This window comes from Streptomyces canarius, from assembly GCF_014650735.1.
Lineage (GTDB): Bacteria > Actinomycetota > Actinomycetes > Streptomycetales > Streptomycetaceae > Streptomyces > Streptomyces olivaceoviridis.
This window is the reverse complement of sequence record NZ_BMVN01000079.1, coordinates 1-20,253: the sequence shown is the minus strand read 5'-3', so window position 1 is coordinate 20,253 and position 20,253 is coordinate 1. Positions and strand designations below refer to the sequence as shown.

General features: G+C 69.9%; 21 protein-coding genes and 2 pseudogenes. 16 read left to right on the top strand and 7 right to left on the bottom strand.

Features of this window, described 5'->3' with window-relative positions; all coding sequences use genetic code 11:
• Positions 1-250 precede the first annotated feature (250 nt).
• From IE294_RS50000 to IE294_RS43180, 4 genes are all read right to left on the bottom strand, one after another.
• Positions 251-472, bottom strand: coding sequence for a hypothetical protein (locus IE294_RS50000; RefSeq protein WP_189894829.1), 222 nt, complete (start codon positions 470-472; stop codon positions 251-253).
• 54 nt (positions 473-526) lie between these two features.
• Positions 527-1,369 (bottom strand): carbohydrate ABC transporter permease, encoded by an 843-nt coding sequence (locus tag IE294_RS43190; protein ID WP_189894828.1) that lies wholly within the window; start codon positions 1,367-1,369, stop codon positions 527-529.
• Positions 1,366-2,322: a carbohydrate ABC transporter permease gene (locus IE294_RS43185; protein ID WP_189894827.1), complete on the bottom strand. Its 957-nt coding sequence runs from the start codon at positions 2,320-2,322 to the stop codon at positions 1,366-1,368. The genes IE294_RS43190 and IE294_RS43185 overlap by 4 nt, the downstream gene beginning before the upstream one ends.
• A 107-nt stretch (positions 2,323-2,429) precedes the next feature.
• Complete coding sequence (locus IE294_RS43180) at positions 2,430-3,749, bottom strand: ABC transporter substrate-binding protein (RefSeq protein WP_189894826.1); 1,320 nt, start codon at positions 3,747-3,749, stop codon at positions 2,430-2,432.
• 268 nt (positions 3,750-4,017) lie between these two features.
• On the opposite strand from IE294_RS43180, the gene IE294_RS43175 reads away from it, so the two are divergent.
• Positions 4,018-6,453 (top strand): glycoside hydrolase family 2 protein, encoded by a 2,436-nt coding sequence (locus tag IE294_RS43175; protein WP_189894825.1) that lies wholly within the window; start codon positions 4,018-4,020, stop codon positions 6,451-6,453.
• The gene (locus IE294_RS43170; protein ID WP_189894824.1) at positions 6,450-7,490 is read left to right on the top strand and encodes a LacI family DNA-binding transcriptional regulator; all 1,041 of its coding nucleotides are present in this window, start codon (positions 6,450-6,452) and stop codon (positions 7,488-7,490) included. Before IE294_RS43175 ends, IE294_RS43170 begins: the two co-directional genes overlap by 4 nt.
• Before the next feature lie 60 nt (positions 7,491-7,550).
• Here the strand turns inward: IE294_RS43170 and IE294_RS43165 are convergent, their stop codons facing one another.
• Positions 7,551-8,894, bottom strand: coding sequence for a cellulase family glycosylhydrolase (locus tag IE294_RS43165; RefSeq protein WP_189894823.1), 1,344 nt, complete (start codon positions 8,892-8,894; stop codon positions 7,551-7,553).
• A 576-nt stretch (positions 8,895-9,470) separates the two neighbouring features.
• Here IE294_RS43165 and IE294_RS49235 point away from each other — a divergent pair.
• The 3 genes and pseudogenes from IE294_RS49235 to IE294_RS43160 all read left to right on the top strand — a co-directional run bounded on the left by IE294_RS49235 (position 9,471) and on the right by IE294_RS43160 (position 11,087).
• Entirely contained in the window at positions 9,471-9,602 is a 132-nt protein-coding gene (locus IE294_RS49235; RefSeq protein ID WP_268252861.1) for a hypothetical protein, read from the top strand.
• Between the two features lie 281 nt (positions 9,603-9,883).
• Positions 9,884-10,015: pseudogene (locus IE294_RS48545) on the top strand (LLM class flavin-dependent oxidoreductase); the annotation flags it as partial.
• A gap of 352 nt (positions 10,016-10,367) precedes the next feature.
• Positions 10,368-11,087, top strand: a complete 720-nt coding sequence (locus tag IE294_RS43160; RefSeq protein WP_444545315.1) for an MmyB family transcriptional regulator — start codon at positions 10,368-10,370, stop codon at positions 11,085-11,087.
• A 29-nt stretch (positions 11,088-11,116) separates the two neighbouring features.
• Here the strand turns inward: IE294_RS43160 and IE294_RS43155 are convergent, their stop codons facing one another.
• A complete protein-coding gene (locus IE294_RS43155; protein ID WP_189894821.1) occupies positions 11,117-12,004 on the bottom strand; it encodes a helix-turn-helix transcriptional regulator in 888 nt (295 codons plus the stop codon).
• A gap of 224 nt (positions 12,005-12,228) precedes the next feature.
• Between IE294_RS43155 and IE294_RS43150 the strand changes: the two genes are divergently transcribed.
• The 5 genes and pseudogenes from IE294_RS43150 to IE294_RS43130 all read left to right on the top strand — a co-directional run bounded on the left by IE294_RS43150 (position 12,229) and on the right by IE294_RS43130 (position 15,251).
• Positions 12,229-12,549 carry a carboxymuconolactone decarboxylase family protein gene (locus IE294_RS43150; protein ID WP_189894820.1) on the top strand — a complete coding sequence of 107 codons (321 nt, stop codon included), beginning with the start codon at positions 12,229-12,231 and terminating at the stop codon, positions 12,547-12,549.
• A 72-nt stretch (positions 12,550-12,621) separates the two neighbouring features.
• Positions 12,622-13,056: a cupin domain-containing protein gene (locus IE294_RS43145; RefSeq protein ID WP_189894819.1), complete on the top strand. Its 435-nt coding sequence runs from the start codon at positions 12,622-12,624 to the stop codon at positions 13,054-13,056.
• A complete protein-coding gene (locus IE294_RS43140; protein WP_189894818.1) occupies positions 13,053-13,910 on the top strand; it encodes an aldo/keto reductase in 858 nt (285 codons plus the stop codon). The genes IE294_RS43145 and IE294_RS43140 overlap by 4 nt, the downstream gene beginning before the upstream one ends.
• 265 nt (positions 13,911-14,175) lie before the next feature.
• Positions 14,176-14,385: pseudogene (locus tag IE294_RS43135) on the top strand (IMP dehydrogenase); the annotation flags it as partial.
• Positions 14,386-14,483: 98 nt separating this feature from the next.
• Positions 14,484-15,251: a glucose 1-dehydrogenase gene (locus IE294_RS43130; protein ID WP_189894817.1), complete on the top strand. Its 768-nt coding sequence runs from the start codon at positions 14,484-14,486 to the stop codon at positions 15,249-15,251.
• A gap of 68 nt (positions 15,252-15,319) precedes the next feature.
• On the opposite strand, the gene IE294_RS43125 is transcribed toward IE294_RS43130, so the two are convergent.
• Positions 15,320-15,589 (bottom strand): hypothetical protein, encoded by a 270-nt coding sequence (locus IE294_RS43125; RefSeq protein ID WP_189894816.1) that lies wholly within the window; start codon positions 15,587-15,589, stop codon positions 15,320-15,322.
• Here IE294_RS43125 and IE294_RS43120 point away from each other — a divergent pair.
• From IE294_RS43120 to IE294_RS48540, 6 genes are all read left to right on the top strand, one after another.
• Positions 15,588-17,075: an MFS transporter gene (locus IE294_RS43120; protein ID WP_189894815.1), complete on the top strand. Its 1,488-nt coding sequence runs from the start codon at positions 15,588-15,590 to the stop codon at positions 17,073-17,075. The two genes, IE294_RS43125 and IE294_RS43120, sit on opposite strands and share 2 nt — an antisense overlap.
• On the top strand, positions 17,072-17,449 hold the full coding sequence (locus IE294_RS43115; RefSeq protein WP_189894814.1) for a DUF2255 family protein: 378 nt from the start codon (positions 17,072-17,074) through the stop codon (positions 17,447-17,449). The genes IE294_RS43120 and IE294_RS43115 overlap by 4 nt, the downstream gene beginning before the upstream one ends.
• Before the next feature lie 48 nt (positions 17,450-17,497).
• A complete protein-coding gene (locus IE294_RS43110; RefSeq protein WP_189894813.1) occupies positions 17,498-18,163 on the top strand; it encodes an SDR family NAD(P)-dependent oxidoreductase in 666 nt (221 codons plus the stop codon).
• Positions 18,164-18,339: 176 nt separating this feature from the next.
• Positions 18,340-18,693 (top strand): cyclophilin-like fold protein, encoded by a 354-nt coding sequence (locus IE294_RS43105; protein ID WP_189894812.1) that lies wholly within the window; start codon positions 18,340-18,342, stop codon positions 18,691-18,693.
• 76 nt (positions 18,694-18,769) lie between these two features.
• A complete protein-coding gene (locus IE294_RS43100; RefSeq protein ID WP_189894811.1) occupies positions 18,770-19,420 on the top strand; it encodes an NAD(P)H-binding protein in 651 nt (216 codons plus the stop codon).
• A gap of 647 nt (positions 19,421-20,067) precedes the next feature.
• Positions 20,068-20,253, top strand: a 186-nt coding sequence (locus IE294_RS48540) for a transposase (protein WP_229918016.1), incomplete at its 3' end; no start/stop codon positions are given.

Here is a 20,253-nt window from a genome sequence, read left to right as displayed (position 1 = left end):
ATCCGCGAGCAGCAGCGGTTGCAGCTTCGGGCCACGACGCGGCACCCCGGCAGAAGAACTCATACTGGATCTAACGACGGACTACCGGCGCAGGACACTAGCGCCGCGACCGGAAAGGTTCACCGGCTCGCGACGCCCGGGGCACCTCGCCGCGTTGTCGCACCACCCGAGTACATCCAGTACGCGGGAGATGCTCCGCCTTGCGATGCACCGCACCGGACGCCGCGAGCTTCCCGGCCACCCTTTCCGGTCACAGCACCAGGCACCCGCCGCCCCGCCCGAGGGAACGCGGCGAAGCGGACGTTGCCGCCTGGCCGGGCCGAGTGGACGGCCGCCGCATGGACTCGGCGGTGCCGACGCGCTCCACGGAGGAGCCGGCGCCGATGCCGTCCCTGAGCTCCTTGACGCGGGCGACGCCGTCCTCACCGCGCTCGCGGCCGCCGCTGGACCGCCCGGCTGGCGTGGGCGCCACCCACACCGGGAAGCGACGCGGCGGTGGCAGCGGCCGGGAGCTGTTCCGTCGAGGTCACTTGGTCGCGCCCTGCGCGAACCCGTTGTAGATGTAGCGCTGGAGGAAGAGGAAGACGACCAGGGTCGGGACGATCACCAGGATCGTGCCGGCGGAGATGGCCTCCCAGTGCGCGCCGAACGGGCCCTTGAAGCGGAAGAGGGCGGTGGAGATGGTGCCCAGATCCTCCGACGGCATGTAGAGGAAGGGGATGTAGAAATCGTTGTAGACGGTGATGCCCTTGATGATGACGACCGTGGCGATCGCCGGTTTGAGCAGCGGAAGGATGATCTTCCAGTAGATGGTGAGGGAGTTCGCCCCGTCCAGCCGGGCGGCCTCGTCCAGCGAGACCGGAATGCCGCGGATGAACTGCAGGAAGATGTAGATCGAGACGATGTCCGTGCCCATGTAGAGCAGGATCGGCGCCCAGAGGCTGTTGAACAGGCCGAAGCCGTTGACCACCTGGAAGGTCGCGACCTGGGTGGTCACGCCGGGCACCAGGGTGGCGATCAGGAAGAGCGCCATGATCGGCTTCTTGGCCCGGAAGTCGAAGCGGTCGATGGCGTACGCGGTCATCGAACCGATGATCACCGTGCCGGTGATGGAGAACAGCAGGATGACGGCGGTGTTGAAGAAGGCGGACAGCATGTTGCCGTCGGTGAAGGCCGTCACGTAGTTGTCGAGGTTCAGCCAGTGGTCCGGCAGGGAGAGCGGGTCGCCGTCGGTGACTTCCCTGGAGGTCTTGAGGGAGGTGAGGAAGACGACGACGAGCGGGACGAGGACGACCAGCGCCGCGACGATCAGCGACAGGTAGGTCAGGGCCGGTGCGAGGCGGCGCCGGGTGGGCAGAGGCGTGGTCATACGAGGTCCACCTTCTCGTCGGGCACGAGGCGGCGCTGGATCCAGGTGATCAGCAGGATGATCAGGAGCAGGACGACGGCGGCGGCCGAGGCCAGTCCGGTCTTGTTGAACTGGAAGGCGAGTTTCACTGTCTGGATGACGAACGTCGTGGTGCCGGTGGCGCCGCCGGTCATGATGTAAGGGATCTCGAACACCGACAGGGACCCGGCGATCGCCAGGATGAAGCTCAGGCTGACCACCGGACGGATACTCGGGGCGATGATGTGCCGGAACTGCTGCCAGCGCGTGGCACCGTCCAACTGCGCCGCCTCGTACAGTTCGCCGGGGATCGACTGGATCGCGCCGAGGAACAGCACGAAGTTCAGCCCGGTGAAGCGCCAGACGGACACTCCCGCCAGCGAGGTGTTGGCCGACGCGGGATCGCCCAGCCAGGCGTGGCCGGAGCCGGCGCCGAAGAAGGACAGCACCGAGTCGAGCGTGCCGCCGTCCTGGAAGAAGTACAGGAAGACGAAGCCGATGGCCACGCCGTTGATCAGGTAGGGGAAGAACAGGATTCCCTTGAAGAGGTTCCGGAACCGCAGGTCGAAGCTGAGCACGGTCGCGAAGTAGAGAGCGATCGCGATCTGTACCACGGAGGCGGCGAGGTAGTAGAAGCTGACGAAGAACACCCGGAACAACTCGGGACGGGTGAAGATCTGCTCGTAGTTGTCGACGCCGGTGAAGTGGCGGTCGGGGCTGACGCCGTCCCAGTCGGTGAAGCTGTAGTAGATCATGTTCCCCACGGGCACGTAGGTGAACGTGATCAGCAGGGCCAGGGGGACGGCCAGGAAGAGCCACGGGGTGAGCCGGCGCAGCAGGCTTCCGTCCCGGTGTCCGCCGTCCGGGGCCGGAGTGCGGGGTGGCGCGGCCTTACGTGGCACCTTGGCGGGCGCCGTGTGGGTCGTCTCGGTCATGCTGGACCTTTCGTCTTCGCGGGTGCGCACCGGCCGCCGGGCCCCGTCCGGCTCGGACGGGGCTGCGGCCGCGGTCGGGGAGGGCGGGAGAGGGAGGGAGCCGCCGGTCAGGAGCCGGCGGTCCGGGCCGCCTCGTCCCACCGCTTGTCGAGGTCCGCGAAGTAGTCGTCGAGGCTGCCCTTCTGCGCGCCGCGCGCGAGGTCGACCAGCTTCTGGCGGTAGTCGGGCTTGTTCAGGCCGATCTCGGCGGCGTTGTCGATCGCGTTGACCTCGCCGGTCTTCGTCTCGGAGCGCTCCACAAAGCTGACATCGTTGTCAGTGAAGTCCTTGAGGGTGCTCGGCATGGGGGCGGACTTCAGGGCCGGAACCGCGCCCTCCTTGGCCGCGTAGCCCGACTTGTCGGTGAACCAGTCGATCCAGGCGCGGGCGGCGGCCTTGTGCGAGGAGTGGATGTTCACCGCCTGCTGGTAGTCGGAGGCGAGGATGGCGCAGTACTTGCCGCCCTTCTGGACCGGGAAGGGCATGAAGCCGATGTCGGCCGGGTTCGTGCCCGCCTTCTTCGCCGCGTCCTGCATCTGGGTGATCGCCCAGGAGCCGAGCTGCATGGTGGCGACCTCGCCCTGGGCGATCATGCCCTTGGAGGCTTCCCAGTTGGTCGTGTTGGGGTCCTTCTCGGAAAGACCGCCCTTGACGATGTCGAAGAGCAGGGAGTCGATCGTGTGCAGCTCGCCTCCCTTCTTCCAGGGGGACACCGCGCCCGCGAGCCTGTCGTTGGCCTTGCCGTCGCAGGTGACGGAACCGATGCTGTTGCTCCAGGCGGTCAGCGGCCAGCCGTCCTTGAAGTTCGTGTAGTACGGCAGGGCGCCGGTCTTCGCCTTGACGGCTTGCAGGTCGGCGAGGAACTCCTGCGGAGTCGTCGGCCAGGTGGTGATGCCGGCCTTCTTCCAGACGGCCTTGTTGTAGACGAAGCCGTTCGCGGTGCCGAACTGGGCGATGCCGTAGACCTTGCCCCCGACGTCGGTCTTGTCGCTGAAGCGGTACCTGGTGCTCAGTTCGGCCGTGGTGCCCAGCGGAGCGAAGAACTTCGGGTAGTCGTTCTTGGCGACGGCGGCCGGGATCATCAGGACGTCGCCGTAGTCGTCGGTGTTCATCCGGATCTTGACCTCGCCCTCGTAGTCCGTGAGGGCCTCGAACTTCACCTTGACGTTGGGGTAGGTCTTGTTGAACTCGGCGGCGTACCGGGCCATCGTCCCGTTCTGCACGAGGTCGGTGCGGGCGGTCAGCACCGTGATCGTGCCCGAGGCGTCGGCCGGGTCGGCGGGTGCCTTGGCGGTCTCGCCGGAGGCGGTGCCCCCGCCCCCGCATCCGGTGGCGCTCAGTAGCGCAGTCGCCAGAAGCGCCCCCGTGAACGTCCTCTTCGTCCTCATGTGCCCAGCTCCTTCAGGATGGCGGCTCAGCTCCGTGGGTGGGATGTCGGCACTATGTCAGCCGTTGGTTAACCGGTAAAGCTGAAATTTCGGCTGTGATGCCCAATCGTTACCATCGAGCTTCACTCGCTGGCTTCACGTGCTGATTTCCCGCGAACTGCCTACGGTCACGTAGGTAGACCGGTTTATGGACAGGGCCCTGATCTGCGAGTTAGGTTGTGCGCCGTTGTCCGTCGACCGGTCTGCGTCAGGCGAATGGAGCCGCACTATGAAGGACGTCACCCAGCTCACCGACGGCTGGTGTCTGCGCCACGGGGAGGACGTGCTGGAGGCCAGGGTCCCCGGCTGCGTCCACACCGATCTGCTGGCAGCCCAGGCCATCCCCGATCCCTACCTCGGTCGCAACGAAGCCGACGTCGCCTGGGTGGGACGCCGCGCCTGGACCTACGTCCGGCACCTCGACCACGACAGCGCGCACGAGCGCACCGATCTCGTCTTCGAGGGACTCGACACGGCCGCGTCCCTCACCCTGGCGGGACGGCCGCTCGGCACCACACGCAACATGCACCGCACGTACCGGTTCGACGTCACCGGACGCACCGGCGAGCTGCAGGTCCGGTTCGCCTCCGCGTACGACGAAGCCGCGGCCGTGCGCGCCGTGACGGGGGAGCGGCCCAACGTCTATCCCGAGCCGTCGCAGTACATCCGCAAGATGGCCTGCAACTTCGGCTGGGATTGGGGGCCCACGCTCGTGACCGCGGGCATCTGGCGGCCGGTCCGGCTGGAGCACTGGTCCACCGCGCGCCTGGCCGAGGTGCGCCCCCTGGTGACCGTGGCCGACGGGACCGGCCGGGTCGAAGTGCGGCTGCGGGTCGAGCGCACCGCACGCGGCAGCGGCCGGACGCTGCGCGCACGGGCGGAAGTGGCCGGGGTGCGCACCGAGGCCGAGCTGAGCGGCGACGAGGCGGTGCTGCGCCTGAACGTTCCCGCTCCCAGCCTCTGGTGGCCCCGTGGCTACGGCGACCAGCCCCTGTACGACCTCGACATCACCCTGGACGACGACACCGGCCCGCTCGACACCTGGCGGCGGCGGATCGGCTTCCGCACGATCGGGATCGACCGCTCGGCCGACGAGCACGGCACCGCCTTCACCCTGATCGTCAACGGCGTCCGGGTCTTCGCCCGGGGCGTCAACTGGATTCCCGACGACGCCTTCCCCGCGCGGGTCACGCCCCAGCGCTACCGCACCCGCCTCAGCCAGGCCGCCGAGGCCAACGTCGATCTGGTCCGGGTCTGGGGCGGCGGCATCTACGAGGACCACGCCTTCTACGACGCGTGCGACGAACTCGGTCTGATGGTCTGGCAGGACTTCCTCTTCGCCTGCTCCGCCTACCCCGAGGAGAAGCCGCTGCGCGGAGAGGTCGAGGCGGAGGCGCGCGACAACGTTGTCCGGCTGATGCCGCACCCCTCGCTCGTGCTGTGGAACGGCAACAACGAGAACCTGTGGGGCTTCCGCGACTGGGACTGGGAGGCACCGCTCGACGGTGATTCCTGGGGGGAGGGCTACTACCTCGGTCTGCTGCCCCGGATCGTCGCGGAACTCGACCCCACCCGCCCCTACACCGCGGGCAGCCCGTGGTCCGGTTCCTGGGATCACCACCCCAACGATCCCGCCCACGGCACGCACCACTCCTGGGAGGTGTGGAACCGCCAGGACTACGCCGAGTACCGGGCGAGCGTGCCCCGCTTCGTCGCGGAGTTCGGCTGGCAGGCGCCGCCCGCCCTGGCAACCCTGCGCCGCGCCCTGCCCGGCGAGGACCTCGCCCCTGATTCTCCCGGCATGCTCCACCACCAGAAGGCCGAGGACGGAAACGGCAAGCTGAACCGCGGCGTCGCCCGGCATCTCCCGCTGCCCGAGGACGACTTCGACCGCTGGCACTACCTCACTCAGCTCGTGCAGGCCCGCGCCGTCGCGGAGGGCATCGAGCACTGGCGCTCGCACTGGCCGGTGTGCGCCGGGACGATCGTCTGGCAGCTCAACGACTGCTGGCCGGTCGCCTCGTGGTCCGCCATCGACGGCGACGGCCGCCCCAAGCCGCTCCACCACGAACTGCGTCGCGTCTACGCCGACCGGCTGCTGACCCTGCGACCCGAGGCCGGCGGCCTGGTGCTCGCCGTGATCAACCAGGCCGCGACGCCCTGGCGGACCTCGGTGGTCCTACGGCGGATGGGGGCCGACGGCACCACGACCGGTGAAGCCGTCGTCGAGGTGGCGGCCGAGCCGCGCTCGGTGGCCCGGTTCGCCGTACCGACGGCGCTGACACCGGACGAGCGGTCCGCGAAGGAGTTCCTGGTCGCCGACGCCTGGGAGTCGCACCGCTCGCCCGGCGACGAGGGGCCCGGAGACCTGCGCGCCCTGCACTTCCCGGTGCCGGACAAGGAGTTCGGCTACCCGCGCCCGGTCTACGACGTCATCGTAGAGCCGGTGCCAGGGCAGGGGGATAGAGTCGATGTCGTGGTGAGCGCCCGTACCCTCGTCAGAGACCTCCTGCTCCAGCCCGACCGGCTCGACCCGGCCGCCGCCTGCGACAGCGGCCGGCAGACCCTCCTGCCCGGCGAGCGGACGCGTATCCGGGTCAGCGGCTGCGGCCCGGTCACGGCCGACGCGGTGAAGGCCGCCCTGTTCTGCGTGGACGTGGTGTGAGCGGCTCACCGGAGCGCGTCACCATCAAGGATGTCGCGGCCCGCGCCGGGGTGTCCAAAGGAGCGGTGTCGCTCGCGTTCAACCACAAGCCCGGTGTCTCCGAGGCCACCCGCGAGCGGATCTTCGCGGTGGCCCGTGAACTCGGCTGGACCCCCAGCGCCACCGCCCGCAGCTTGTCCAGCCGACGGGTGGACATCATCGGGCTCGCCCTGTGCCGGCCGGCCCGGCTGCTCGGCCTGGAGCCGTTCTACATGGACTTCATCTCGGGCATCGAGAGTGTCCTGGCGGAGCGTTCCTGTTCGCTGCTGCTGCGGCTGGTACGCGACCTCGACGAGGAGATCGCGCTCTACAAGGAGTGGTGGCGTGGCCGGATGATCGCCGGCGCGATCCTGGTCGACTTCCGCGAGGACGACCCTCGGGTGCCCTCCCTGCAGGGTCTCGGCATGCCTGTGGTCGCCGTCGGACACCCCTCCCTCACGGGACCCTTCCCTGCGGTGTGGACGGACGACGCGTCGGCGGTCACCGAGGCCGTCCGCTACCTCGCGGCCCTCGGCCACCGGCGCATCGCCCGCGTCGGCGGCCCCGCCGACCTCGGGCACAGCGTCATCCGGGCCCGCGCCTTCGCCGACACGGTCCGGGACCTGGGCTTGGAGGAGGCGCCGCAGGTTGGCACCGGGTTCGACGAGAAGGAGGGTGCGCGTGCCACGCGCACCCTCCTGCTGGGCGCCGACCGGCCCACGGCCATCGTCTACGACAACGACATCATGGCGGTCGCGGGAGCGGGCGTGGCCGCGGAAATGGGGCTCACCGTCCCCGACGACCTGTCGCTCGTGGCGTGGGACGACTCGCAGCTGTGCCGGATCACCCATCCGACGCTGTCGGCCATGAGCCACGACGTGCACCACTTCGGCGCCGAGGTGGCGCGGGTGCTGTTCGACGTGGTCGCCGGCATGCACACGGGCGGGCACCAGGTGCCGACTCCGTCGCTGATTCCACGCGGCTCCACCGCGCCGGCGCCGGGAGCGGGCCCGTCATGACGATGCCGAAGGGCGGCGTCCCCCGCGGACGCCGCCCTTCGGCGTGCCGGGGGAGAGGCGTCAGCTCTTCACGCAGGTGGTGCCGTTGAGACTGAAGGCGGCCGGGACGCCATTGGTCCCGGTGGTCGAGGAGCCGTTGAGGCCGAAGCTCACGGTGGCACCGGCCGGGATGGTCTCCGTCCAGGACTCGTTGCTCACCCGGACCTCACCGCCCTGCTGCACGGCCTTGGCGTTCCACACCGAGTTGAGCCGCTGCCCGCCGGGGAAGGAGAAGACGAGCTGCCAGCCCTTGACGTCCGTCGTACCGGTGTTGCGGACGGTGACGTCCGCGTTGAACCAGTCGCCCCAGTCGCTGAGGCGGTAGCTGACCGCGCAACTGCCGCTGCCGGAACCGGTGTCGGAGCCGGTGAAGACACTGGCTTCCTTGGCGGTCTGCTGGATGCCGTCGGGGCCGGAGAAGATCCGCCGGCCCCAGGCGGTGAGCCGGGAGGCGTCGAAGCCGGTGGCCATGTCCAGGTACTCGACGCCGCCGCCGTTGCCGCTCCAGGACCATCCGAGGTAGCCCACGCCCAGCTGCCGCGCGGTGGACATGATGGCGTCCTCGTCCGGGTCGCCGTCAGAGTGCATGTCGCCGAATTCGCCGACGACAACAGGAAGATGCTGGGATGTGAACCGGTCAAGGTAGTCCTTGACCTTGTCGGCGCTGTTGAACACGCCGTACATGTGGATCGAGAACACGGTGTTGCGTTCGGGGTCCGCGGCGAATACCTCGGCGGCGTGATCGCGCATCGTGTAGGACCAGTCCTGGCCCCAGTTGGGGGCATCGACCATGAGCGTGTGGCGGAATCCGGCCGCCCGCATGCGGGCGAGGGCGTTCTCGGTGTCGGAGGTCCATGCCGTGTACCCGGAATTCCCGTACGGCTCGTTCCCGATGTTCAGGACGACGTACTTCTCCTGCCCCTTTACCGCGTCCTCGACGCCGATCCAGTAGTCGACGGCGCGTGAGAGGGAGACGGCCCCGTCCTGTTCGCCGTAACCGGTGGTGTCGTGTGCCTCCAGGACGCAGACGAGCCGGTTCCGTCTGCACTGGGCGACGACGGCCGCGACATCGGCCGTGTCGTTCTTGGCCCACCGGTCACCGGTGGCGAGCACCACGCGTACGGAGTTGGCGCCCAGTGCCTTGATGTCCTTCAGCGCCTGCGCCGTCCGGGTGGGGTACCAGGCGTGGGCGTGGTTCACGCCGCGCAGGACGAACTCCTCGCCGTTCGCGTCCAGCAACCGCCCGTCGGTGACGTGGAACCCCGGCGCGGGCTGCCCGTCCGCCTGTGCGGGGGACGCTGCGGCCAGTGTCGAGGCGGCCAGGGCCAGCACCGCTCCCGCCGCGGCGGCCAGTCTCTTCCTCATACATGCTCCCAAGGGGGGTGATGCGTGCCGCCGGAACGAGACGCGCCGGCGGCACGACATTGCCGTTCACCGTGTGACCGAGCCACCGGCTCGCGCCGGTCCAGGCGGTTCACCGGAAGGCCGGAATGGGAAAGGTGCGAGCCGGTTCTGTCATCCCCGCCCGGGTGGATCAGCGGCTCACCGGGCAAAGGGGTGGCGCATCACCGACGGAGACCACTTCACCGACCTCGCCGCGAAAAGAGGGCGGCGAGGTCATGCCTCGCGATCGGCGACTGGGAGAGAGGCTAGGGCGACAAGGCCGCCTGTTCAACCGTGCGAGCCAAACCGGTTAAGTTTAGTGGAAGTTCAGTTGTGTCGACGTTCGGTCGTGATCCTCCTGATCGTCGACAGTGGCCCGGAACACGGTTCCCCCGCCCGTGACGGCGACGCCGGCGTACTCCCGCTCGATGCCGCGAGCGCGGCGACATGACGCCGCCGGCGGGCAGCGCGCCAACGCCCCGTCCCGCGGTCTGCGGCGCGGCCGCCTCGACGCGGAACACATCGGCGGCCGACGGGAGTCGAGGCCTGGAGACGGCTGTGGGGCTGATCGCGGCCTGGACGGTGTACGGCCTGGCGGTCGTCGGCCCGACGGTGCCGCTGACCGCGGCGCTCGTCACCGACGAGCACGGCCGTCTTCGGGGCCGGTGGCGCTGCCCGGCCTGCCGCTGAATCCGCCGCTGCCCGGCGCCGGGACACCGGTGGTACTGCTCGGCGCGGGGCACGTGGCCCGCCTCCGGGCGGACCCACGTCCCGCAGGACGCCCGCGAGGGCCTGCGCGCCCGCGTCGGCCGTGCCCTCCCCGGCCCGGTGGCGGCGGTCGTCGGCGTGGCGGAGGTGCCGGTCGTGGACGCGTCGCTGGTCAATACGGCCCGTCCACACCCTGCCGGGCCCAGGACGCCTCCCGCGACGTTCCCCGGTGGCCGGCCGGGACGCGCGCTTGGGGTCGGCGCATGCGACTGAGTACTGTGATCCTTCCCGTCCGGCGGTGGCACGACGGGGGCCGTGAGCAGTGGGTACGGGCCGAGCGGCTCGGCTTCCACGCGGCGTACACGTACGACCACCTGTCCTGGCGGAGCCTGCGCCGGTCGGCTTCCAGTGCTTCCAAGGGGCGTGCTGCGGATGGTGGACCATGAACCAGTCGCGACAACTGCGCGATCAGGTTTGCGCTACGTCCTCGCATCTGGTGGTCCGGCGAAGACTGCTGGGCAGGGCGGAGGGTCCCCGGTAGTCCTTCCAAGGCGGAGGTTGCTGCGGCTGTTGTGGGATCGCAATGCCTAGGCTGGGGTCGCGGAGTGGCAGAGGGAGATCAGGGACTTCCTGGTGACGCGGCGGGCTCGCGTGTCGCCTCAGCAGGCGGGACTGCCTGCGCTCGGGGCTCACCGGCGAGTGCCGGGGTTGCGGCGAGAGGAGGTCGCGCTGCTGGCCGGGGTGAGCGTGGACTACTACGTGCGTCTGGAACGCGGTCACCTGGCCGGGGCCTCGGACTCCGTTTTGAACGCGGTAGCCGACGCCCGGCAGCTGGGTGCGGCGGAGCGGTCGCGTCTGTTCGATCTGGCCCGCTCGGCCCGCGGTGGGGGTATGGAAGCGTCTGAGGAGCCGGTGCCGGAGGGGGTGCAGCGGGTCCTGGACGCGATCGGTGCGGTATCGGCGTTCGTGTGGAACAGGCGGCTGGATCTGGTCGCGGCCAATTACCTCGGCTACGCCCTGTATGCGCCGTTGTTCGACAAGCCGTCGAAGGAGCCGGTGAACATTGCGCGGTTCAAGTTCCTCGATCCGGCGGGGCGCTCCTTCTTCCAAGACTGGGAACAGTCGATCCGCAACACGGTCGCTCTGCTGCGGACGGGTGCCGGGATGATGCCTGAGGACCGGGGCCTGCGGGACTTGATCGCGGAGCTGTCGGAGGCCAGCGAGCCGTTCACCTGGTGCTGGCGTGATCACGAGGTGCGGCTGCACTGGAGCGGCGTGAAGGAGTACGCGCACCCAGGGGTGGGCCGGCTGAGTCTGCCCTTCGAGACGCTGACGCTTCCCGGGCGGCCGGACCTGATGCTGTCGGTACTGACTCCGCAGCCGGGCAGTGAGTCCGCGCAGCGGGTGCGGCTGCTGTCGGACTGGGCCGATACCCAGCCGGCCGTGACGGCGGCGGTCACCGAGTAGCACCCACGTCAAGGGTTCCCAGTGTCACGTCAGGAGCGGGTGTTCTGCTGTTCGGCCGTGTGCTGGTGGTCGGTGGCGGCCCAGGAAGCGAGCAGGCACAGGCCGTCGTGAGCGGGCGTGGCGGGTTCGGCGCTGTAGGCGGTCAGGGTCAGTCCAGGGTGGGCGGGCAGTTCCATGGCGTCGAAGTCGAGGGTGATCTCACCGATCGCGGGGTGACGGAAGGACTTACGGCCGGTGTGGTGCAGGCGCACGTTGTGCTTGGCCCAGGCGGTGCGGAACTCGTCGTTGCAGGTGACCAGTTCGCCGATGAGGTTCGTCAGCTCGGGGTCGCCCGGGGCCCGGCCGGCTTCGGTGCGCAGCAGGGAGACGGTGGTGTTGACGGAGGCGTTCCAGTCGGGGAAGAAGTCGCGGCTGGTGGGGTCGAGGAACTGGAAGCGGGCGATGTTCACCGGGCGGTGCGCGTCGGTGAACAGGGGGGCGTAGAGGGCGCGTCCGAGTGAGTTGACGGCGAGGATGTCCAGGCGGCCGTTGCGGATGAAGGCCGGGGAGCCGGTCATGCAGTCCAGGACGCGCTGGAGGCTGGCGGGCACAGCCTGCTTGGTTCTGCGTGCGGCGCGGCGGGCTGGGCGCTGGCGCTGGGCAGCGGCCAGGTCGTGCAGGTGGGCGCGTTCGGCCTCGTCGAGTTGCAGGGCCCGGCAGACGGCGTCGAGGACCTCTTCGGAGGCGCCGGCGAGCTGGCCGCGCTCCAGGCGGGCGTAGTAGTCGATGCTGACACCGGCCAGCAGTGCGACCTCTTCACGGCGCAGCCCGGGCACCCTGCGGTTGCCGCCACCGAAGGCGGGCAGGCCGGCGGCTTGCGGGGTGATCTTGGCGCGGCGGGTGGCGAGGAACTCGCGGATCTCCTGGGCGGTGTCCATATCGCCAGGCTAAGCGGGCTGAGGGAGAACTGGGGGGTTCTGTCAGTACCTGTAACGGCAGTGCCTTCCCCGAGCCTCTGAGCTGCGGTTTCCTCGATGGGGGCAGCGGATGCGGCTGCGGTCCGCCGACGGTGGGAACCCGTCTGCGGATGCCACCCGGCCCGGCAGGACCGGCGGTGAGGAGTGCCGCATCCCGTGTTCAAAACGATCCCAGGGAGTCCCTTATGGCGAAGCAGTCCGCCCCCCAGGAACTGGCCGATATCGCGCCGAAGCTGGTCGAGATCACCAACGACGTCCTGTTCCAGGACGTGTGGGAGCGGCCCGGACTGTCGCCACGGGACCGCAGCCTGGTCACCGTGAGTGTGCTGGCCGCCCTCTACCGCAGCGAGCAGCTGCCTTACCACCTGGGCGTGGCCCTGGACAACGGGCTCACGGTGGAGGAGCTGTCCGAGGCGATCACCCATCTCGCCTTCTACGCCGGATGGCCCAACGCCGTGACCGCGATCACCCAGCTCAAGAAGATCGCCGAGGAGCGGGCCGCCTGATCACCGGTACGACCAGCACAACGACGCCCCGCACGGCCAGCGGGGCGTGTCGAAGTCAACGGAGAGAACGAGATGACTGACAACGGATTCGATCAGATCTTCCCCCTCGGGGAGAAGAACGACGCCTTCGCGCAGTACTTCACCGGCCAGAGCTACCTGGCTCCGCTCGCCTCAGGGAGCGTTCCCGTCAGCAACGTCTCCTTCGAGCCGGGATGCCGCAACAACTGGCACATCCACCACGGCACGGGTGGCGGCGGCGACCAGATCCTGCTGTGCACGGCGGGCAGCGGCTGGTACCAGGCCGAGGGCGAGGACCCCGTCAGCATGGAGCCGGGAACAGTGGTCCGCGTCCCTGCGGGCACGAAGCACTGGCACGGCGCGAAGGCCGACTCGTGGTTCTCCCACGTCGCCTTCATCACCCCGGGCGAAGACGTCAGCAACGAATGGCTCGAGCCCGTCACCGACGAGGTGTACGGCAAGCTGCCGAAGAACGGAGCGAAGGCATGACCATCCTGAACGAGACCTACACGCTGTCCAACGGCGTCAGAATTCCCAAGCTGGGGCTCGGCACCTGGTTCATCGACGACGACAAGGCGGCCGACGCGGTCAGCGCAGCCGTGAAGATCGGCTACCGCAACATCGACACCGCCCAGGCATACGGCAACGAGCGCGGCGTCGGCGAGGGCGTGCGCACCGCCGCGGTACCCCGCGACGAGCTGTTCGTCTCGACCAAACTCGCCGCCGAGATCAAGGACTACGACCAGGCACTCGCCGCGATCGACGGCTCTCTCGAGAAGCTGGGCCTGGACCGCATCGACCTGATGCTCATCCACAGCCCGCAGCCGTGGAACGACTTCCGCGGCGGCGACTACGCCGAAGGCAACCGCGCAGCATGGCGCGCGCTCGAAGAGGCGCACCAGGCCGACAAGATCCGCTCCATCGGGGTGTCCAACTTCCAGCAGCAGGACCTGGAAAACCTCCTTGAGAGCGCGAGTGTCGTGCCGCACGTGAACCAGCTGCTCGTGCACGCCGGCAACACGCCCTCCGACCTGCTGGCCTACTGCGAGGACAAGCAGATCCTCGTCGAGGCGTACTCGCCGATCGCGCACGGAGCGATCATGAATAACAGCGAGGTCAAGGCGATGGCGGAGAAGTACGGCGTCTCCGTCCCCCAGCTGTGCATCCGCTACACCCTTCAGCTGGGCACGGTGTCGCTGCCCAAGACGGCGAACCCCGAGCACATGCGATCCAACGCCCAGGTCGACTTCGAGATCTCCGGCGATGACATGAAGACCCTGCGCGACCTGAGCGACGTCGACTACGGCGAGCACAGCGCCTTCCCCGTCTACAGCGGCAAGTGACGTCAGACGAGCCTCACCTCGCGCCGGCACGGGTCAGCCATGACGCACCGAGCCGGACGCATCCGCGCCGAGGTGACGTTCACTGACGCGCCGGCCCGGATCGTGCACCGCGCCGCTGCAAAGGCGGCCCTGGCCGTCGGCCCTGACACCGGCCCCCTCATCCCGCGAGGTCCCGGCCCTGCCCCTCTTGCAAGGGGGCGGGACGTTCGTTTCGACTGTGAAAGGCGGCACCATCATGCGCGGAGCGATCCTCCACGCCCCCGGCGACGTCCGCAAGCTGTTCTACTCGCACGTCGGCCTGCGCGGCGGCCCCGCCCCCGTCCGCGAGTACCTGCCCGACCTGATCGACCTGGTCCTGTCGGACCGCATCGCCCCGGGCAAGGTCTTCGACCTGGAACTGCCCCTGTCCGAGGCGGCCGAGGGCTACCGGGCCATGGACGAGCGCCGCGCCATCAAGACCCTCCTGCGCCCCTGACACGTCCCGTGCGGTTGCGGCCGCCCCGTTCGGGTGGCCGCCGCCGGACAAGCCGCTCAGATCGCGCCGCTCCCGATCCTGAAAAGGACTTCTCGCTGATGAACCCCGCCTACGACTTCACCGGCCAGGTCGCCCTGGTCACCGGTGCCGCCTCCGGCATGGGCCTGGCCACCGCCCGCGCCTTCGCTCAGGCCGGGGCCGCCGTCGTCCTCGCGGACCTCGACCATGCCGCCGCCGAACGAGCCGCCCAGGAACTGACCGACGCCGGCCACCAGGCCCTCGGCCTCGCATGCGACGTAGCCGACGAGGAGCAGGCCGCTGCCATGGTTGCGCGCACCGTGGAGACCTACGGGCGCCTGGACATGGCCTTCAACAACGCCGGTATCCAGGCCCCTCCCGCCGACGCCGCCGACGAGACGGCGGCGGACTTCGACCGCGTCAACGCCGTCAATCTGCGCGGCATCTGGGCCTGCCAGAAGCACGAACTGCGGCAGATGCGCACCCAGGGCTCCGGCGCCATCGTGAACTGCTCCTCCCTCGGCGGCCTGGTCGGCCTGCCCGAACGCGCCGCCTACCACGCTTCCAAGCACGGTGTGATCGGCCTGACCCGCAGCGCGGCAGTCGAGTACGCGGCCAGGGGCGTCCGGATCAACGCGGTGTGCCCCGGCACGATCGACACCCCCATGGTCGCCGACATGCTCGAAGGGCAGGCGGAGGCCATGGCCGAGATCATGAAGCAGCAGCCCATCGGCCGCCTGGGCACTGCCGACGAGATCGCCGCCGCAGTGCTGTGGCTGTGCAGCCCAGCGGCCAGCTTCGTCGTCGGTGCCGCCCTGCCGGTAGACGGCGGCTTCACCGCCCACTGACCGGGAGCCTGACCCGTCTTCACACGACGGGTCCAGGCAGGGCTGCGATGCATCTCCCGGCGGCTGGCTCAGGTGCCCTGGGCTCTACGGAGCCGTCTCCTGCTGCGGCCGGCCGCAAAGATGCTTTCGCGACTGCCGCACATCCGCGCGTGGACGTCGAAGCAGGTGAGCACGTCCTGCGCCAGGTCCTGATCCGAGGGACCAGGGAAGAGGCGTTCATCTGCGCCCGCCGTCACGAGGCCGTTGAGGAGCACTGCCAGTACCTGGCACAGCAGCAGGAAAACCCTCCCGCCCTGGATCGTCCGCCGCAACCCGCACTTCCCGGAGTCCCACACCATGTCACTGAATCTCCCCTCGCCCGGTGCTCACACCGGGTCCGTACGGCGCGGGCACGCGGCCGCCGCGCTGACCGCGGCGCTGCTGGGCTTCTTCGTGATCACTCTGGACGCGCTGGTCGTCAACGTCGCCCTGCCCGCGATCCGCACCGACCTGGGCGGAGGCATCACCGGCCTGCAGTGGGTCCTGGACGGCTACACCCTGATCTTCGCCGCGCTGCTGCTGTCGGCCGGTTCTCTTTCGGACCGCATCGGTGCCCGTCGCGCCTTTGGTCTGGGCCTGGCTGTGTTCGTCGCCGCCTCCGCGGCGTGCGGGCTCGCCCCCAGCCTGCCCGTTCTCATCGGGGCCCGGCTGGTACAGGGCGCGGGTGCGGCGGCGATGATGCCCACCAGCCTGGCGCTGATCCGCGAGGCATACAGCGACCCGGCCAAGCGGGCCCGCGCGGTCGCCCTGTGGGCGGTGGGCGGGGCCGTCGCCTCCGCGGCCGGGCCGGTCGCCGGCGGCGCAGCCAGCCTGATCAGCTGGCGGATGATCTTCTTCATCAACCTCCCCGTCGGCCTGATCGCACTCCTGCTCCTGACCCGCAGCGCCCGCTCACCGCACCGCCCGGTCCCCTTCGACATGACCGGGCAGGTCACCGCGGTCATCGCGATGGGTGCGCTGACGTTCGCGGCGATCGAAGCCGGCGAACGCGGGTTCACCGCCCCCCTCGTATGGGGCGCGGCCGTAGTGACGCTGGTGGCCGCCGCGGTGTTCGTGCGAGTACAGGCCACAAGGCGGCATCCGATGGTGCCACTGGGGCTGCTGCGCGAGCGGACGGTAGTGATCTCCTGCGCGGCAGGGTTCGCGTTCATGGCCGCCTTCTACGGCATGGTCTTCGTCCTCTCCTTGTACCTGCAGCAGCAGCGCGGCCTGTCGCCGCTGGCCACCGGCGCGGCGTTTGTGCCGATGACCGTCCTGTCGGCATTCATCAACCCGCTCTCCGCGCGGGCCGCCGAACGCCTCGGTCCCCGCGTTCCGATCGCATCCGGCCTGCTCTTGATGGCCGCCGGACTGATCGCCTTGGCCATGGCGCCCGCGGCCACACCGACCTGGGCGCTGGCGTTGCTGATGCTCCCGGTGGGCATAGGCGGTCCACTGGCCATGCCGCCGACCACAGCCCTGCTGGTCAGCAGCGTGCCGCAGCACCACACCGGCACCGCAAGCGGCGTCTTCAACACCTCCCGCCAGCTCGGCGGCGCCCTGGCCGTCGCGGTCTTCGGCGCCCTCATCGCGGACCAGGCACACATGCTCACCGGCGTGCGCGCCAGCCTGCTCCTGGCCGCGGTCGTCATCGCTGCCGCGGGCATCGCCGCCTGCTTCCTGCGGCCCACCTCACCTCACCCGGGCGGCCCCGCCCCGGATCACACCGTGCAAGGGGGCGGGGCGGAAGGATCCCCGACGTACACCGCCTCCGGGCCCTGCACCGTGAAGGAGACCCAGTCATGAACACTTGGAACACGCAGGCGTTGCGGAAGGTCGCCGGCGCCGAAGAACTGCACATCGCTCCGCGCCGAGACGACGGATCGCTGCGCGAGCCCACCACTATCTGGGTCGTCGCCGACGGCGACAACCTGTACGTCCGCTCCTGGCGCGGCACCTCTGGTGCCTGGTGGAACACCGCCCGCATCAGCCGGGCCGGACACATCCGCGCCGGCGGCATCGATGCCGACGTGACCTTCACTCCCGTCGACGACCCGGCAGTCAACGACCGCGTCGACGCGGCGTACCAGACCAAGTACGGCCGCTACACCGGCTACGTCGAGCCCATGATCAGCGAGCAGGCCCGCGCCACCACCCTGCGCCTGCACCCCCAGACCTGACCGGCACCCCCGACCACCCCGTACCGTTCTCATCCCTGGAGCGTTCTCGTGACCACCTTCGCCCTCATCGGTGCCGGCCCCGGCCTGGGCGCCGCCGTCGCCCGCCGCTTCGGCCGAGAAGGCTTCGACCTCGCGCTCATCTCCCGCACCCAGGACCACGTCGACGCCCTGGCCGCCAGCCTGAACAAGGACGGCATCCACGCGCGCGGCTTCGCCGCCGACGTACGCGACCACCAAGCCCTTACGGCGGCGTTGGACGCGGCGACCGCCACGCTCGGCCCCATCGAGGTGCTGCAGTACAGCCCTGTGCCGCACAAGGACTTTATGAAGCCCGTGCTGCGCACCACCGGCGACGACCTGCAGGGGCCGCTCGCCTTCTCCCTGTTCGGGCCGATGACCGCTGTGAAACAGGCGCTGCCGGGCATGCGCGACCTCGGTCGCGGCACGATCCTGTTCGTCAACGGCGGCAGCGCCGTGCGCCCCCACCCCGAGCGGGCCGGAACCTCCATCGCGTTCGCCGCCGAGAGCGCCTACGCGGCGATGCTCCACGACAGCCTGGCCAGCGAGAACATCCACGTCGCCCAGCTGATCATCCCCGGCGCCATCGCCGTCGGCGACGAGCACACCGACCCCGGCCTCCTCGCCGACACCCTGTGGTCACTCCACCAGTTGCGCGGCGACTTCCGCTCCTACGCGGCACCGATGGGCACGTGATGCCGCCCAACCGCCGCAGCGCCATCCGTGCGGCCCTCGCCGCTGTGGTCCTGGCCGCAGCCGGCTGCACATCAGGCCCCGGCGGCGTGCAACCGCACTCCACCACACCGTCCAGCACGCCCGCTCAGCCGGGCGCAAGCGCCCTCTCCACCGCCGCACCCGAACGGGATCACACGATGAAGATCCGGCTGACGACTGACACCGACAGCTTCGACGCCACCTTGAACAACAGCGCCGCCGCCCGCGACTTCGCGGCCCTGCTGCCCCTCACCCTCACCCTCACCGACTACGCCGGCACCGAAAAGGTCAGCGACCTGCCGCAGAAGCTGTCCACCACCGGCGCCCCCTCCGGCACCGCCGCCCAGGCAGGTGACCTGGCTTACTACGCCCCCTGGGGCAACCTGGCCATCTTCCACAAGGACTTCCGCCACTCGGAGGGCCTGGTCAAGCTCGGTGCCTTCACCTCCGGTATTGATCAGTTCGCCGCCCACGATGGTGCCTTCGGCGTCACCATCACCACCGCCGACTGATCACACCCCCACGCCCCGCACCACCAAGGACGTCGGCCGAAGGCCGGTGTCCCCACTCGATCCGGAGTGCGCCCCTATGGCTCGAATTTTCGTGGCCGGTGCCACAGGAGGCGTCGGCAGCCGCCTGCTCAGCCAGCTCACAGCTCAAGGCGACGATCCGGTCGCGCTGTACCGCACACCCGGACAGGAACGACGCCTGGCCGCCGCCGGCGCCACCCCCATCCTGGGCGACCTGACCACCATCGACACCACCGTCCTCGCCGGGCAGATGCACGGCTGCGACGCGGTGATCTTCACCGCGGGCGCACCCGACCAGGGCCAGGCGGCGGCCGACGCGGTGGACGGCCGCGGGCTGGCCACCGCCGTCGACGCGGCCCTGGTCGCCCACGTGCGCCGCTTCGTGCACCTGTCCGCATTCCCAGAAGCCTGGCGCGGCCGGCAGATGGGCGCCGACTTCGAGCACTACATGAGGGTCAAGCGCCGCCAAGACGTCTACCTCGCCGCCACGGCCCTCGACTGGGTGATCCTCCGGCCCGGCACCCTCACCAACAACCCCGGCGCCGGCACGGTCCGCCTGGGCCCTGCCCTCGACTACGACGACGTCCCCCGCGACGACGTCGCCGCCGTCCTGGCCCACGCCGCACACCAGCCATGCCTTCGCCGCAGCATCCTCGAACTCACCCGCGGCCCCGTTCCCATCACCCAAGCCGTCGCTGACGCCGCCTGACCTACCCGCTCACCCGCACCGCCCGGCGGTGCCCGAAGGAAATGCCGTGCTCGGTCTCAAAGTCGTCGTCCTACTGAGCGCAGTGCTGCTGGCCGCACCGTGAGCCAGCATTCCGCCCACGGGGCGCCGGTGGTCTCCAGCACCCGACCGGCGAGCGGGCCACCCACCCCTTGGTGGGGCTCGGCACCGGAAGGACAGCACCTGGACGCAGGCGACTTCCGTCCCGGCCCCCGTCACGGGGCTGACGGCGGCGCGGCGAGGCGCGGAGGCCCCGGCCGACGCGCACCCGGCAGAGCGCGCTCCGATCCCCGGCCGCGGCCGCGGCCGCGGCCGCGCCGCCCATCCCGCCCGTCCCTTCCTCCTTCACTCCAGCCAAGGGCCATGGGAAGAGCAGCCGCAACGGGGATGTCAGCGGGCCGACCATGGCAAAGCGGCGTGGTGACCCGCGCGGACGCGAGGACGGTTCTGCGGGCGCGCAACACCTGACCTTGACTCTGTCGGGGATCTTGGAGTTTCCCGGTGCGGCCGCATGGTCGAGCGGGATGATCGGGGAGTTCCGCCGACCGTTGCAGTTGTCGAGGTGCCCGTTGTCCCTGTGCCCCCGTTCCGGTGAGCACGTTCCGCCTCTGACCGCGCGGGTCGCGCGGGTGAGCAACCCGGATGGCACGACGGCGGTATGGGTGCGGGACCGGCTGGACGGGCTGTGGCGCGACGAGGACTTCGTGGACTGGTACCCCAGGGACGGGCGTCCGGGGCTCTCGCCTGCTCAGCTGGCCACCGTCTGTGTGCTGCAGTTCCTGCTCGGCCTGTCGGACAGGCAGGCCGCCGAGGCG